Source organism: Mycobacterium paraintracellulare (assembly GCF_000276825.1).
Taxonomy (GTDB): domain Bacteria; phylum Actinomycetota; class Actinomycetes; order Mycobacteriales; family Mycobacteriaceae; genus Mycobacterium; species Mycobacterium intracellulare.
The window spans coordinates 1527756-1543400 of record NC_016948.1 but is presented as its reverse complement, the minus strand read 5'-3'; the positions used below and the strand labels follow the sequence as shown (position 1 = coordinate 1543400).

Sequence of the window (15645 nt, the reverse complement as noted above, 5' to 3'; positions counted from 1 at the left end):
CGCTGCCGCCCCAAAAATTTGGCGTCGTATCCCGCCGCAAAAGCCCCTCCGACAGGTAATTTCTTGCTGGCACCGGTTGGCGCCGAAAGCGCCGACAGGCCCCTTGGGACATGCTGCGTCGAAGGAGCTGCAATGGGGTTCATCCGGCCCAACCTGCCGGTCGTCGACATGGCCGAGTGGACCACCCGCTCACGCGCCGAACGGATCGTGCCGATGGCACGCCACATCGCCGAGCACGGCTTCGGCACCCCGCTGGTGATGCACGTGATGTACGGCGTGAAGATCGCGCTCTACATCCTCGGCGGCTGGCTCTTCGCGTGGTCGACCTCCGGCATCGGCGGCTTCACACAGGTCGGCGCGTGGTGGTCGGAGCCGATTGTGTTCCAGAAGGCCGTGCTCTACACGATGCTGTTCGAGGTCGTCGGCCTCGGTTGCTGCTTCGGGCCGCTCGCCGGGCGCTACTTCCCCCCGATGGGGTCGATCCTGTACTGGCTGCGGCCCGGCACCATCCGGTTGCCGCCGTGGCCCGACCGGGTGCCGTTCACCAGGGGCAGCACCCGGACCCCGCTGGACGCGCTGCTCTACGGCATGCTGCTGTTGCTGCTGGTGACCGCGCTGTTATCCGACGGCGGCGGGCCGATTCCCGGCCTGGACACCGCGATCGGCGTGCTGCCGCGGTGGCAGACCGTCGCCGTCCTGGCGGTCCTGGCCCTAATCAGCTTGCGCGACAAGGTGATCTTCCTGGCCGCGCGCGGCGAGGTGTACGCGCCGCTGGCGCTGACGTTCCTGTTCGCCGGGGCGGACATCGTCGTCGGTGCCAAGGTCGTCTTCATGGTGATCTGGCTGGGCGCGGCGACCTCCAAACTCAACCGGCACTTCCCGTTCGTGATCTCGACCATGCTGGCGAACAATCCGTTCATCCCGTCGGGACCGCTCAAGCGGTCGATGTTCAAACACCACCCCGACGACCTGCGGCCCAGCGCGCTGGCGGGTTTCATCGCGCACTTCTCGACCGCGGTCGAAGGGCTGGTGCCGTTGGTGCTCCTGTTCTCACACGGCGGTTGGCCGACGGCCATCGCGGCGTTCGTCATGATCGTGTTCCACCTGAACATCCTGCTGGCCTTTCCGATGGGCGTGCCGCTGGAATGGAACGTGTTCATGATCTTCGGGGTGCTGTGGCTGTTCGTCGCGCACGCGCGCCTGGGGCTGTCCGACATCGCCCACCCGCTGCCGATCGCCGTCCTGTTCGCGGTGATAGCCGGCACGGTCGTCGTCGGGAACCTCTACCCGCGCAAGGTCTCCTTCCTGCCGGGCATGCGCTACTACGCTGGCAACTGGGACACCACCCTGTGGTGCGTGCGGCCGTCGGCCGACGAGAAGTTCCGCGTCGGCTCGCGCGCCCTGGGCCCGATGCAGCACCTGCAGCTCGAGCGGTTGTACGGGAGCAAAGAGGAGACCCTGATCCCGCTGCACCTGGCCCTGGCGTTCCGGGGCATGAACACCCACGGACGCGCGCTGCTCACGCTGGCACACCGGGCCATGGCCGACTACGACGAGGACGACTACAACCTGTGTGAGGGCGAAATCCTGTGCTCAATGGTGCTGGGCTGGAACTTCGGCGACGGGCACATGCACAACGAGTGCCTGATCGAGGCGCTACAGCAACGGTGCGGGTTCGAGCCGGGCGAGGTGCGGGTGGTGATCCTCGACGCCCAGCCCATCCACCAACAGCGGCAGGAATACCGGTTGGTCGACGCGGCGACGGGCGAGTTCGAACGCGGCTACTGCGACGTCGACGACATGGCCACCAATCAGCCCTGGGCCGACGACATTCCGGTGTACGTCCAGTCCGGGCGCGTCACCGATTCCTGACGCGCCGCACCGCCACCACGACGACGAGGGCCCCGACCCCCGCCAGCGACGCCAGCACCACGGGCTTCTGCACGAATCCGATCACCCGAACCTTCAGGCCGTCGGCGAGGCGCCGAGGATTGGCCCGCTCGGCAAGCGAGTCGACGGTGGCCGCCAGCTGGTCACGGGCGACGTCGATGTCCCGCTTGATGGCTTCGGGGTCCCGGTCCGCCACTGTGTCCTCCAAGTCGCCCACTATCCGGCTCATGCACCTGCCCGAACTACCCTAGATCAGCTGGCGGTAACCCCGACGCTCCGGTGAACAGAAAGGGCCCCACCTTGACCGAGACCACGCGGCTTGCACCCGGCGACAAAGCGCCCTCGTTCAGCCTGCCCGACGCCGACGGCAACAAGGTGTCGCTGGCCGACTACAAGGGGCGCCGGGTCATCGTCTACTTCTATCCGGCCGCGTCGACTCCCGGGTGCACCAAGCAGGCGTGCGACTTTCGGGACAGCCTGGCCGAGCTCCACGGCGCCGGCCTCGATGTCATCGGCATCTCCCCCGACAAGCCGGAGAAGCTCGCCAAATTCCGTGACGCGGAGGGGCTGACGTTCCCGCTGCTGTCCGATCCCGACCGCAAAGTGCTGACGGCCTATGGCGCCTACGGCGAAAAGCAGATGTACGGCAAGACCGTCACGGGCGTCATCCGCTCGACGTTCGTGGTCGACGAGAAGGGCAAGATCGCCGTCGCGCAGTACAACGTCAAGGCCACCGGCCACGTCGCCAAGCTGCGCCGCGACCTGTCCGTCTAGCTGATGACGGCGGCCTCGGCGTACTCGGTGATCGGCCGCGCGATCCCCTGTTCGTCGCACACCCGCTGCAGCTTCTCCAGCGTCTCGTCGATCCCCGGGCCAAGCCGCCTGCCGGGGGTGAAGGTCGCCGGAAGGTGCTGCATGCCCTGGATCACGCCGATGGTCGGATAGTGCACGGTGCCTTCGGGGTCGCAGCGGTAGTCGGGCATCCGGTCGAGGACCGCCGTGAGCATCGACTTGAACACCACCCGCGCGACATTCGAGCCGATGCAGCGGTGGATGCCTAGACCAAAGCTGAAGTGCCGGTTGTTCTTTCGCGCCAGGTCCAATCGATTCGGATCGGGGAACACCGCGGGATCGCGGTTGGCCATCGCCCAGGACAGCCACAGGCGATCGCCCTCCTTGAACTGCATGCCCGCGATCTCGAGATCGGCGGCGATCGTGCGGCCGTCCCCCGGCGCGGGCGTGAAGAAACGCAGGAATTCCTCGGTCGCCGAGGCGAGCAACGTGTCCGATTCCCGCCTCAGCAGTTCGCGCTGCTCGGGATTTTCGCCGAGCCATTCGAGCGCGTGCGCGGTCAACGCCGTCGTCGTGTCGAAACCTCCGCCGATGATCAGGCCGAGCATTCCGAGCAGTTCGGCGTCGGGGGCGGGTTCGCCGTCGATCCGCAGTCGTGCCAGCGCGTCCACGATGCCGGGGCGCGGGTGCTCGCGGATCTCGAGGAGGTGGTTGAACAGGTCCGCGCCCATCGCCATCGTCTGCTCCAAAACCCTTGGGGCGTCCGGGGAATCGGCGGGAGTGTAGACGTTGGCGTGGGCCGGCTCGCAATAGAGCTGCCACTTCTTCAGCGGAACGCCCATCAGGGCCAGCGTCAGGACGGCCGGCACGACGTTCGCGAGATCGTCGACGAAGTCGATCCGCCCGGTTTCGATCTTCTCGTCGATGCTGGCCCGCACGATCTCGTCGACGAATGGTTTCCAGCGTTTGATGGCCGCCGGCGACAGGTAGGGGTTGAGGATGCTGCGGTAGGCGGAGTGCTCGGGTTCATCCATCTCGAGCATGCCGCCACGTACGCCGGTGGCCTGCGGAATCGTGGGAATGGTGATGCCCTTGTAGCCGGTGCCTTCGCCGGTGACGTCATGGTCGTTGGACACGTGCGGGCATCGCGCGAGCTCGAAGACCTCCCGGCTGCCCGCCGCCACCCAATGCCCGTCGTAGGTGTCGGTCCACGCCACCGGGCACTTGGCGTGCATCTCCTCGGTGATTGCGGTGAACCGCTCGCGGTACTCCGGGGTGTGGCGATCGAAGTGGTAACGGTGGGTCTTGCCGGCCTTGGTGCGCGTGATGCCGGTGAGGGTGTCTTCCGTACTCACGGTGGCGTCTCCTGCGGACGAGTGGCTGCTGCCTGTAGAAGCAGTATGCGACGAGACTATCGGTCTCGTTAAGCATTCGGGCAGGCGAGTTTCCCGCTCAGCCGCGCTCTCAGGCCAGATTGGCCAGAAGCAGCGCCTCGCTGATCGCGGCGCGTTCCAGCACCCCCAGGTGCAGGCTCTCGTTGATGCTGTGCGCCTGGGTACCCGGGTCTTCCACGCCGGTGACGAGGATCTTTGCCTGCGGGAAGGCGGCGGCGAATTCCGCGATGAACGGGATGGAGCCGCCCATGCCCATGTCGATGGGCTCGGCCCCCCACGCCCGCCGGAACGCCGCGCGGGCCGCGTCGTAGACGTCGCCGCTGGCCTCGATGGCGTAGGGCTCGCCGAGGTCGCCGCGGGTGACGCTGACGTGCGCGCCCCACGGTGCGTGGCTTTGCAAATGGGCGGTCAGGGCGTCCAGGTGCGCGGCGGCGTCGCCGCCGGGAGCCACCCGCATGCTGATCTTGGCCCGCGCCCGCGGGATCAGCGTGTTCGACGCCTTGTCGATGGGGGTGGTGTCGATGCCGATCACCGTGATCGCGGGTTTCGCCCACAGCCGCTGCGGCACGGAGCCCGAGCCGATCTCGGACACGCCGTCGAGCAGGCCGGAGTCGGTGCGGACCCGCTCGGCCGGGTAGTCGGGGTAGTTCAGCGCGGCGGTGTCGGTTTCGTGCAGGCCCGCCACGGCCACGTTGCCGTCGTCGTCGTGCAGGCTGGCCAGCAACCGCACCAGGACGCTGAGCGCGTCGGGCACCACCCCGCCCCACAGGCCGGAGTGCAGCCCGTGGTCGAGCGTGGCGACCTCGACCACGCAGTCGACCAGACCCCGCAGCGACACCGTCAGCGCCGGGGTGTCGGCGCTCCAGTTGTCCGAGTCGGCGATGACGATCACGTCGGCGGCCAACGTGTCGCGGTGGGCCGCAAGCAATCGGGCGAGCGAGGGCGAACCGGATTCCTCTTCGCCCTCGACGAACACCGTCACGCCGACGGGCGGCCGGCCGCCATGTGCCCGAAAGGCCGCCAAATGCGTTGCGATACCGGCCTTGTCGTCGGCGCTGCCGCGGCCGTAGAGCCGCCCGTCACGTTCGGTGGGCTCGAACGGCGGCGACGTCCACTGGCCGCGGTCGCCCTCGGGCTGCACGTCGTGATGGGCATACAGCAGCACGGTCGGCGCGCCCGGCGGCGCGGGATGGCGCGCGATGACCGCGGGCGCTCCCCCCTCGCTGACGATCTGCACGTCGCCGAAACCGGCCTGCGACAACAGATCTGCCACCGCCTGGGCGCTGCGGTGCACCTCGGAGCGTCGGCCAGGATCGGCCCACACCGATTCGATGCGCACCAGGTCTTCCAGGTCGCGCCGCACCGACGGCAGCACCTCGCGGACGCGGTCAACCAGATCGCTCATGTCTTCCTCCTACGCACGCGCCGTCGAGCGTGGGGGCTAGGTACGAAGACCGGCGTGAATTCGCCCAGAGGACCCACACTCAAAGACAGAGGGAGGAGCCTACGTCGTCTCCAGGATCGCCACCGCGGCGGCGGTGTCCCCCTCGTGCGTCAACGACACGTGAATGATTACATCGGCCAGGTGTTTGGCGATGTCGCCGCTCAACCGCACCCGCGGCCGCCCCCACATATCGGTGACCACCTCGATGTCGCGGTGGATGTCCTCGGGCAGCACGGGCCGCTGCGCGAAGCGAGACCCTGACCATGCCTTGATCACCGCCTCCTTGGCCGCCCACCGAGCCGCCAGGTGACGCGCCGCCGACGAACTCTTGTCCGAGGCGTCGCGGCGCTCACCCGGGGTGAACGTCTCGGCGAAGACAGTGCCCGGCTGGTCGACCTGCTCGGCGAAATCCGGGATGGAGACGAGATCGATGCCTACTCCGACGATCGCCACGCACCGACCCTAGCCGACGTAAAGATCGTCTTCGCCGAGGCGGGCGTCGGCGTTGAGCAACATCGCCGCCTCCTGACGCTTCTCCGGCTCGTCGTGGTTGAACCGCCGGTCGGCCGGCTTCTCATACATCGGACGCCCGCCGGCGATCGCGGAGGCCAGCCGACGCTGACCGGCCAGCAGGCGCTGCTCGGCCCGCTTGCGGTAGCCGTCCCGATCGGCCGGGTCCAGCGCGGCGATGAACGCCTGCGGGTGCACCAGCGCGATCAGACCCGACACGTGGCCGAAGCCGAGGCTGGTCACCAGACCGGCCTTGAGCGGGAACTTGCCGCGCAGGTCCAAAGCCTCACGCACCCAGACGAAGTGACCGGCGGTGGCCAGCTCGTCGTCGACGCAATCCAGGCTGCGGTTGGGCGGGATGACGCCGTCACGCAGCATCTGGCACAGGCCCATCAGCTGGAACGCTGCCGCGCCACCCTTGCTGTGACCGGTGAGGGTCTTCTGGCTCACCACGAACAGCGGGTTGCCGGGCGACCGGCCCATCGAGTCGGCCAACCGCTCGTGCAGCTCGGTCTCGTTGGGGTCGTTGGCCAGCGTCGAGGTGTCGTGCTTGGACACGACCGCGATGTCGTCGGCTCCCACGCCCAGCTTGGCCAGCGAGCGGGCCAGCTGCGAGTCCTTGCCACCGCGACCGGCGCCGAGGCCTCCGAGCCCGGGCGCCGGGATCGAGGTGTGCACACCGTCGGCGAAGCTCTGTGCGTAGCCGACCACGGCCAGCACCGGCAATCCCATCTTGGCCGCCAGCGCGCCGTTGGCCAGCAGGATGGTGCCACCCCCCTGGGCTTCCAGGAACCCGAGGCGGCGCCGGTCGTTGGCGCGCGAGAACTTCGAATCGCTGATGCCCTTGGCCCGCATCATCTCGGTGTCGGCGGTGGCCGCCATGTCACCGAAGCCGATGATGGCCTCCAGGGTCAGGTCGTCGAACCCACCGGCGACCACGAATTCGGCCTTGCCGAGCCGGATCTTGTCCACGCCCTCCTCGACCGACACCGCGACCGTCGCGCAGGCCGCGACCGGGTGCACCATCGCGCCGTAACCACCGACGTAGGACTGCATGACGTGGGCCGCAACGACATTCGGCAGGACCTCCTGCAGGATGTCGTTCGGCTTGGCCCGGCCCAGCAGGTTGCCGTGGTACATGGTCTGCATCGAGGTCATGCCGCCCATGCCAGTGCCCTGCGTGGAGGCCACCAGGCTGGGGTGCACCCAGCGCAGCAGCTCGGTCGGGGTGAAGCCCGAGGACAGGAACGCGTCCACGGTCGCCACGATGTTCCACAGCGCCACCCGGTCAATGGAATTGGCCATGTCCGGGGTGATGCCCCACACCGTCGGGTCGAACCCGGTGGGGATCTGCGCGCCGACCGTCCGCGACAGCTTGGTCTTCCTCGGAACGCGGATCTCGGTGCCCGCCTTGCGGATCACCTCCCAGTCGCTGGAGTCCGGCACCGGCCGGGCCACGGTGTGCTCGGGATCGAACTCGACGAACGCACGCGCGTCGGCCTCGCTGGATACCACGAACGAGAAGTCCTTGTCGAGGAACACACTGACCAGAAGCGGTGAGGCGTGATCGGGATCGATCGCACCGTCGTCGACGAATTCGCGGATGCCGCACCGCTCGACCACGGCGTCGTGGTAGCGATCGACCAGCTCCGACTCATCGACCAAGTCGCCGGATTCGGTGTCGTACCAACCGGGTTGGGGATCGTCCTCCCACTTGACCAGTCCGGTGGTCCAGGCCAGCTCGAGCACACCGGCCGCCGACAGCTCGCCGGCCACCTCCATCTCGAAGCGGGTCCGCGACGAACCGTACGGCCCGAGTTCCGCGCCGCCGACGATGACCACCAGGTCGTTGAGGTCGACGTCGAGGTCCGCCCATTCGGGGGGCGGCGCGGGGCTGTAGCCGCGCGGCGGGGACGGCAAGGCGGCGATGCTGCCTTCGGCCTCGGGCGCCTCGGGGTCGTCGTCCTCGCCCGAGGCGGATCGCTCGCGGGCCTTGGCGGCCAGCTCGGCCATGTCGAGGTTGGCCTCCCCGAGTCCACCGGTCAGGTCGGCCTTGATCGGCTCTGCGGCGGCCGCCACCTTCGACTCGATGTCGCAGAGGGCCAACAGCATTGCCGCCATCTCGTCCGTCGAGTACGTGGTGACGCCGGCCTCCTCGACCGCGTCGACGATGGCGTCGTTGTGGCCCATCAGCCCGGTGCCGCGGGTCCAGCCGATCAGCGCGTGCGCCAGGCTGACCCTTGCCGCCCACGAGGATTCGGCGTGCCAACGACTCACCAACGCGTCGAGCGCCGACTTGGCCTCACCGTAGGCGCCGTCACCGCCGAACATTCCGCGGTTGGGTGAGCCGGGCAGCACGACGTGCAGCCGCGATGCGATGTCGCGCTCGGCGCCGATCTTCGACAGCCCGCCGATCAATCGCTGCACCGCCCACAGCAGCACCTTCATCTCCATCTCGGAGCGCGAGCCGGCCTCCGACAGGTCGCCGACGACGCGCGGCGCCGCGAACGGGAACAGCAGCGTCGGGGTCTGCGCGTCCTTGATGTGAATCGACTGCGGCCCAAGGCTTTCGGACTGCTCGGTGCCGACCCACTCGACCAGGGCGTCGATATCTGAGTAGGAGGCCATGTTGGCCGCGACCACCCACAGCGCAGCGCCGTAACGAGCGTGGTCGCGATACAGGCCCCGGTAGAACGCCAGCCGCTCGTCGTCGAGCTTCGACGTTGTGGCGATGACCGTGGCGCCGCCGTCGAGCAGTCGCGCGACGACCGACGCCGCGATCGAGCCCTTGGAGGCCCCCGTCACCACGGCGACTTCGTGTGCATACGGTCCGGGATCCGGATTCTCGGCGCCGGCCGCGATCCGGCCGAACAGCGACGCGTGGATCTGCCGGCCCGCGGCCAGGGCCTTGCCCTGCCACCAGGTGGCCTGGGTGGCCACGACATGGCCTGCGCCCTCGAACCTTTCGGACAGCTCCACCCACCGGGCGTCGATGTCGCCCTCGTCGGTCAGCCACAGCTTGACCAGGTCCTCGCGGGCGCTGGCCCACCGGTCGTCGAACAGCACCGCCTTCTTCGGCTCGAACACGGGCGCGACCAGGCGTGGCCAGTCCGCGCCGAGTTCGGCGGTCACCAGGTCGATCAGCTCGGCATCGGTGGCCGCCGGCGACGCGCTGACCGGGTCGTCGAGGCCCAGCTGGTTCAGCACCAGGCGGGCCGCCGACGCCAGCACGCCGTCGCGTCCGGTGATCTGGGCGGTGAATTCGCCCAGCGCGGCCGCGTCGATGGTCGCACCGCCACCGCCACCGCTCGACGACGGCAGCGCGACCGAGATGCCGTGGCGCGCGGCGACGGACGCGACCGCGGCGTCGATGGCCTTGTCGACGGCGGCGGCGTCGGCCAGGGCCCCCTCGTGCAGATGACCCATGGCGCCGCCGCGGACGCTGGTGCCCTCGCGGGTTCCCAGCGCGACTTCGACCGTGACGTGCTTGGCCCAACCCTCGCCCAGCTCCCAGGTCTTCTTGACCCGCTCGGCGATGGCGGCGGGCCGCTTGCCCGACGGCCCCAGCACCGTGCGCAGCTGGTCGTTGATCGCGTCGGAAAGCACTGGGCCGTAAGGCTTGTAGGTGCGTGCCAGCTTGGTCACCTGGGCGCGCAGCCCGGCCAGGTCGGCTTCGGCGGCGCCGTCGATGGCGCCGAGGTTCAGCTCCGAACCCAGGTCCACCAGCAGCTGGTTGCGCCGCGATGAGGCACCGTCGGTGATGGATTCGATGGAGTCCAGCTCCTCGATCTGGTCGATGCGCATCTTGGCCGACAACGCGATCAACGCCAACGTCGCGTCGGCGGCGTCGAATCCGATGTCGTCGGGGCGCGGGCCCGATGCGGCGGCCGCCGGTGCGGGGGCGGCCGGGGCGGGCTCCACCGGCGAACCGGATGCCTCCGGCGCCTCGACCGCGACCTCGTCGACCTCGGGCTCCGGCTCGGGATCGGTGTCGGTCGCGAACAGCACCGCGGCGTCGCGCTCGGCGTTGAGCACTTCGACTGTGCTGTGGGCATATTCGGGGAGCTTGAGCGTGTTGGTGGCCAGCCCGGCGACGGTCGGCGCGGACTTCACGCCGATCTCGACGAACCGCTCCACACCCAGGCCGCCGGCGGCCTCCTCGGTGAACAGCAGGTCCTGGGTCTCGATCCAGCGCACCGGGCTGGCGAACTGCCAGGCCAGCAGCTCGATCAGGACGGTGCGCGCCATCTCGATGCGACGCTCGGCGAGCCAGGTGTCGTAGTCGGCGAGGATGGGGTCGAGCGGCTCGGCCGGCACCAGGTCACGGATCTCCTGGATGAAGTCGCGGTCCAGGGTGAACGGGCGGGGCACCAGGTTGGGGATGTAGCGCCCGATGATGACGTCGGGATCCTTGTCGCGCGGCATGACCCGGTCGAGGGAGCGCCGGAACTCCGCGACTCCCACCCGCAACACCCGCGAGTGGAACGGCACGTCGATGCCCGGAACCAGGATGAATGAGCGCTTGCCGCCGGTGATCTCGCGACGCCGCTCCACCTCGGCCTCCAGCGCCTCGAGCCCGCGGACCGTGCCGGCGATCGCATACTGTGAGCCGCGCAGGTTGAAGTTGACGATCTCGAGGAATTCGCCTGTGCTCTCGGCGATTCCCGCGACGAACCCCGGGACCTCGTCATCGGGGAGGTCGATCTGCGACGGCCGGATCGCCGCCAGCCGGTAGTTGGACCGGCCCAGCTCGTCGCGGGGCACGATGTCGTGCATCTTCGATCCACGGTGAAACACCGTCTCCAGCAACGCTTCCAGCTCATAGATGCCGGTCACGCACGCCAGCGCCGTGTACTCGCCGACGGAGTGCCCGCAGGCGATCGCGTCTTCGACGAAGGCGCCCTGCTCGCGCATCTCGGCGACCTGCGCCGCCGCCACCGTGGCCATCGCCACCTGGGTGAACTGCGTCAGGTACAGCACCCCCTCGGGGTGGTTGTAGGGCACCCCGCTGGCGATGATGCTGGTCGGGTTGTCGCGCACCACGTGCAACACCGAGAAGCCGAGTGTGTCGCGGGTGAACTTGTCCGCCTTGTCCCACACCTTGCGGGCGGCCTTGGACCGGGCGCGGACGTCCATGCCCATGCCCTTGTGCTGAATTCCCTGACCGGGGAACGCGTAGACGGTGTGCGGGGCCGCCAGGCGTGCCGTCGCCGACATCACCAGGTCGGATCCAACCTTGGCGGTGACCTCCAAAACCTCTGCGCCCTGGTCGATTCCGACACGGTCGACGCGGAAGGCGACCTCGTCACCGGGCCGCACCATGCCCAGGAAGCGCGCGGTCCAGCCGATCAGTCGCGCCGGCGGGCGGGCCTGGCCGTCGGTGGCGGTCACCGCGTGCTGGGCGGCGGCCGACAGCCACATGCCGTGCACGATGGGCGATTCCAGCCCGGCCAGCAGCGCGGCGGCCCGGTCGGTGTGGATGGGGTTGTGGTCGCCGGACACCACCGCGAACGGTCGCATGTCGACGGGCGCGGTGGTGGTGACGTCGCGGCGGCGCCGACGCGGAGTGTCGGTGGCGTTTTCGGAGACCGCGCCGCCGGCGCGCACCGGGTCGGCCAGTTCTGCGGCACCGGTGCGTCCGAGGATCGCAAAGCGCTCGTCGAGGGTCGCGATCACCTCACCGTCGGCGCCGGCGATGGTGACCGAGACGGGAACGACGCGCCCCATGTCGGTGTCGGCGGCCGCCAAAGCCGTTGCGGTGATCGTCAATTGGGCCGGGTTCTTCGGCAGCGCGCCGACCATGTGCGCGGCGTGGTCGAGATGCACCAGGCTCAGCAGCCCCTCCACCACCGGGATGCCGGTGTCGGTGACCGCCGAACCGATTGCGGAGAAGACCGCGGGCCAGCACGGGCCGACCAGGGCGTCGGGCACGGTGGTGAGGCTGGGCGCCAACGGCTCCCCGAAGGTGGCCGTGACACCGGTGTGGTCGGCGACGCGCTCGGGGTCCCAGTCCACGGTGACGGTGGCCGTTCCGTCGGTGACCGGGGGCATGAACTCCGGCCCGTCGACGCCGGCGGCGATCGCCAGCACCGACCGCATGGCCGTGGCGGCATGGTCGGTGGAGACCACCGGCGTCGCGCCGTCAACGGTGTTGGGGGGCAAGGTGAACGGAATCTCGACCCAGACCCCTGACACCGGGACGCTGAGGACGACGCGGTCGCCTTCGACCTGCAGCCGCGCCCCGGTCGACGAGTGCGTGGCGCGGCGGCTTTCGGGTCCTTCGGAGTCTCCGTGCACCAGCCACTCGGAGGGGTCGGCGATCCGGTGGACCGGGTTGATCGCGGTGCGGCCGGCCCACTGCACGTCCGGGGCATCCAGCACGACGGCCAACGGCCCGGTCACATCCGCGCGGCCGGTGCGGCGCGACGTGACGGCCGTCGGCTCGATCCCGGCGGCCAGCGCCTCGTCGACGGCCGCCTGCTCGAAGCGGTCCAGCAGTTCACCGACGGGTTCGTCCATTCGGGTGATCCCCGCGACGGCCGCGGTGCCCGGAATGATGCACACCTGGTCGGCGTCGTAGCGGGCGTCGTGGGCCTGCCACAGCGAGTCGCTGCGCCACCAGCGCCGCACATCCTTGTCGATGACCGGCACGAAGTTGACCGGCTTGCCCACCGTCTTACACAGGGTGACGAAGAACGGAACGTCGGCCGGGTGCAGTTGGACGGTCTCGGCGTCGGGGTAGCGCTCGAGCAGCAGATCGATCGCCGCCCCGGGGTTCTCCAGCAGGGCCTCGTCGTTGAAGAGCGTCTCGATGGGGCCGAAATCCTTTGGGTGCAAACGCGCTTCGGCGCGCTGCAACATCTGCTGGAAACGGTCGCGCCAGGTGTCGGCCAGCCACGGGCTGCCCGGTGAGGCGGTGTCGGCGGTGGAATCGCCGTCCCCGATGGCCAGCTCGACGTAGCGCTGCAGCCACTGCAGGTAGGTCATCTCGCCGGCGTCGCCGAAGTACGGCTTGGCGGTGGTGGCCATCGTCGCGATGATCTCGTCGCGGCGCTGAGCCACGGCGTCAGCGTCACCGGCGACCTCGTCGAGCAGCCGTCCGCAACGCGAGGCGCTGTTGTCGATCTCGTGAATGTCCGCGCCGAGCTGGCTGCGGCTGGATGCCATGCCACCGGAGGCTTTCCCGGCGCCGATCCACTGGTCGGTGCCCTGGGTTTCCACCAGCATCCGCTTGACCGACGGCGAGGTCGTGGCCTCCTTGGCCGCCATTGCCGCGGTGCCGACCAGGATGCCGTCGATCGGCATCAGCGGGAAGCCGTAGGCCTGCGCCCAGCGCCCGGACAGGTAGTCGGCCGCCCGCTCGGGCGTGCCGATGCCGCCGCCGACGCAGACGGTGATGTTGGAGCGCGACCGCAGTTCCGAGTAGGTCGCCAGCAGCAGGTCGTCGAGGTCTTCCCAGGAGTGGTGGCCGCCGGCGCGGCCGCCCTCGATGTGCGCGATCACCGGTTTGGTGGACACCTCGGTGGCGATGCGGATGACCGAGCGGATCTGCTCGACGGTGCCGGGCTTGAAGACGACGTGACTGATGCCGACGTCGCCCAGCTCCTCGATCAGCTCGACGGCTTCCTCGAGCTCGGGGATGCCGGCGCTGATGACCAGCCCGTCGATGGCCGCGCCGGACTGACGCGCCTTCTGCACCAACCGCTTTCCGCCGACCTGCAGCTTCCACAGGTAGGGGTCGAGGAACAGCGCGTTGAACTGGTAGGTGCGACCGTCCTCCAGCAGCCCGGAGAGCTCGTCGATCCGGTTGGCGAAGATCTCCTCGGTGACCTGCCCGCCTCCGGCGAGCTCGGCCCAGTGGCCGGCGTTGGCCGCGGCGGCCACGATCTTGGCGTCGACCGTGGTCGGGGTCATGCCCGCGAGCAGAATCGGCGAACGGCCGGTCAGGCGGGTGAACTTGGTCGAGAGTTTGACCCGGCCGTCGGGCAGGCGAACCAGCGTCGGCGCGTAGCTCGACCAGGCCCGCGCCACCTCGGGGACGGCGCCGACGGTGAAGAGGTTGCGCTGACCCCCGCGGGTGGCGGCGGGCACGATGCCCACACCCAGGCCGCGGATCACCGGTGCGGTCAGCCGGGTCAGGATGTCACCGGGACCCAGGTCCAGGATCCACCGGGCGCCGGCGTCGTTGACGCGGGTGATCTCCTGCACCCAGTCGACCGGGCGCACCAGGATGGATTCCGTCAGTTCCCGGGCCAGGGCGACGTCCAGGCCCACCTTCTCGGCCCAGGCGCCGACGATGTCGATGCCGTCGGCCAGGCGGGGGGTGTGGAAGCCCACCTCGACCTGCACCGGATCGAACACCGGCGAGAAGACGTCGCCGCCGCGCAGCTTGTTCTTCCGGTCGGCCTCTTCCTTCTCCGAGATCTGCTGGCAATAGAGCTCGAAGCGGGACAGCTGTTCGGGGGTGCCGGTGATGACGACCGAACGGCGGCCGTTGCGGATGGACAGCACGGGCGGCAGGACGGTCCGCACGTCCTGCGCGAACTCGTCGAGCAGCCGGCTGATGCGCTCGGGGTCCGCATTGGTGACCGACACCATCGGCGGCCGGTCGCCCAGCACGGAGATCCCGCGGCGACGGGCCACCAGCGTCCCGGCCGCGCCGATCAGCTGGGCCAACGCCAGCAGCTCGACGTCGCGAGCGCCCCCGCCCTTGAGCGCCTCGACGGCGAGCACGCCCTGGGAATGCCCGGCGACGGCCACCGGCGGCGTCGCGCTCAGATCCATGCCTTGCCGCGCCAGCGCGCGCACGGCCGCGATCTGGGTGAGCAGCACGCCCGGGATCGATACCGCGGCCGAGGTCAGGTGCTTGTTCGACGGGATCGGGTCCTCGGCGGCCAGCGCGCGGACCCACGTCAGCGGCTCGAAGCCGATGGGACGCACCACGACCAGCTCTTTTGCCACCGGCTCGAGGAGCAGTTCGACCTCACCGACCAGCCCCGCCAGATCCGATTCGATGCCGGCCGACGACACCAGTTCTTCGAGGGTCTCCAGCCAGGCACTGCCCTGGCCACCGAACGCCACGGCGTAGGGCTCACCGGCCGTCAGGCGGTCGACAAGAGCGTGGGTGTCCCCGGCTGGGTGCTTGCCTCCCTGCGGGCCCTGCCCGTCGCGCTCGGCGGACACCCGGTCATGCTCGTGGATTGTCACCTTCTCTGTCTCCCCTGGTATGCGTCTTTACGTCTCGGTTCGTATGGGCGGTCACCACCAGAGGGTGGGCACTCGCCAGTGCTCCTCGATGCGGCGTGGTTCAGCGTCGAATCACAGCCGGGAAACGGCGGCCGGTGCGTTGTCGGCGACCGCCCGGATGGCGCTGAGCGGTGCGACGGACTTCATCGGCTGTACTAAGAGTGTCATAAGATTCCACCCCCGTTTTGCGTGGTGATCGGTTACTGGCGAGTTCTACGCATGGGTAACCGTGTCCTGGGTAACACGGGGTTTGACCGGCGGCGCGGACGCGATTCCCAAACCTGCTGCATGCAGGTGGTTACGGTCGAGTAGCTATAACTGCGCAGATCAAAGCAGTTTTGTTATCGAATCGTTATATAAATTTTTGGG

7 protein-coding genes are annotated in these 15645 nt (G+C 69.1%); 2 read left to right on the top strand and 5 right to left on the bottom strand.

Annotation, left to right across the window (positions count from 1 at the left end; genetic code table 11):
- Positions 1-132 precede the first annotated feature (132 nt).
- On the top strand, positions 133-1872 hold the full coding sequence (locus OCQ_RS07360) for a DUF3556 domain-containing protein (RefSeq protein ID WP_014384140.1): 1740 nt from the start codon (positions 133-135) through the stop codon (positions 1870-1872).
- On the opposite strand, the gene OCQ_RS07355 is transcribed toward OCQ_RS07360, so the two are convergent.
- On the bottom strand, positions 1859-2086 hold the full coding sequence (locus OCQ_RS07355; RefSeq protein WP_014384139.1) for a DUF3618 domain-containing protein: 228 nt from the start codon (positions 2084-2086) through the stop codon (positions 1859-1861). The genes OCQ_RS07360 and OCQ_RS07355 overlap by 14 nt on opposite strands.
- A 104-nt stretch (positions 2087-2190) precedes the next feature.
- On the opposite strand from OCQ_RS07355, the gene bcp reads away from it, so the two are divergent.
- On the top strand, positions 2191-2664 hold the full coding sequence (bcp, locus tag OCQ_RS07350) for a thioredoxin-dependent thiol peroxidase (RefSeq protein ID WP_014384138.1): 474 nt from the start codon (positions 2191-2193) through the stop codon (positions 2662-2664).
- Here the strand turns inward: bcp and OCQ_RS07345 are convergent.
- The 4 genes from OCQ_RS07345 to OCQ_RS07330 form a co-directional block, all read right to left on the bottom strand.
- Positions 2661-4037: a cytochrome P450 gene (locus OCQ_RS07345; RefSeq protein WP_014384137.1), complete on the bottom strand. Its 1377-nt coding sequence runs from the start codon at positions 4035-4037 to the stop codon at positions 2661-2663. The genes bcp and OCQ_RS07345 overlap by 4 nt on opposite strands.
- 109 nt (positions 4038-4146) lie before the next feature.
- Complete coding sequence (locus OCQ_RS07340) at positions 4147-5481, bottom strand: dipeptidase (protein WP_014384136.1); 1335 nt, start codon at positions 5479-5481, stop codon at positions 4147-4149.
- Between the two features lie 99 nt (positions 5482-5580).
- On the bottom strand, positions 5581-5973 hold the full coding sequence (gene acpS, locus OCQ_RS07335) for a holo-ACP synthase AcpS (protein ID WP_008255070.1): 393 nt from the start codon (positions 5971-5973) through the stop codon (positions 5581-5583).
- A gap of 9 nt (positions 5974-5982) precedes the next feature.
- A complete protein-coding gene (locus OCQ_RS07330; protein ID WP_014384135.1) occupies positions 5983-15237 on the bottom strand; it encodes a type I polyketide synthase in 9255 nt (3084 codons plus the stop codon).
- Between the last annotated feature and the right edge of the window lie 408 nt (positions 15238-15645).

Excerpts from the sequence above, each read along its gene's own strand:
- OCQ_RS07360 (WP_014384140.1), top strand. The coding sequence starts at position 133 with ATGGGGTTCATCCGGCCCAACCTGCCGGTCGTCGACATGGCCGAGTGG.
- OCQ_RS07340 (WP_014384136.1), bottom strand. The coding sequence starts at position 5,481 with ATGAGCGATCTGGTTGACCGCGTCCGCGAGGTGCTGCCGTCGGTGCGG.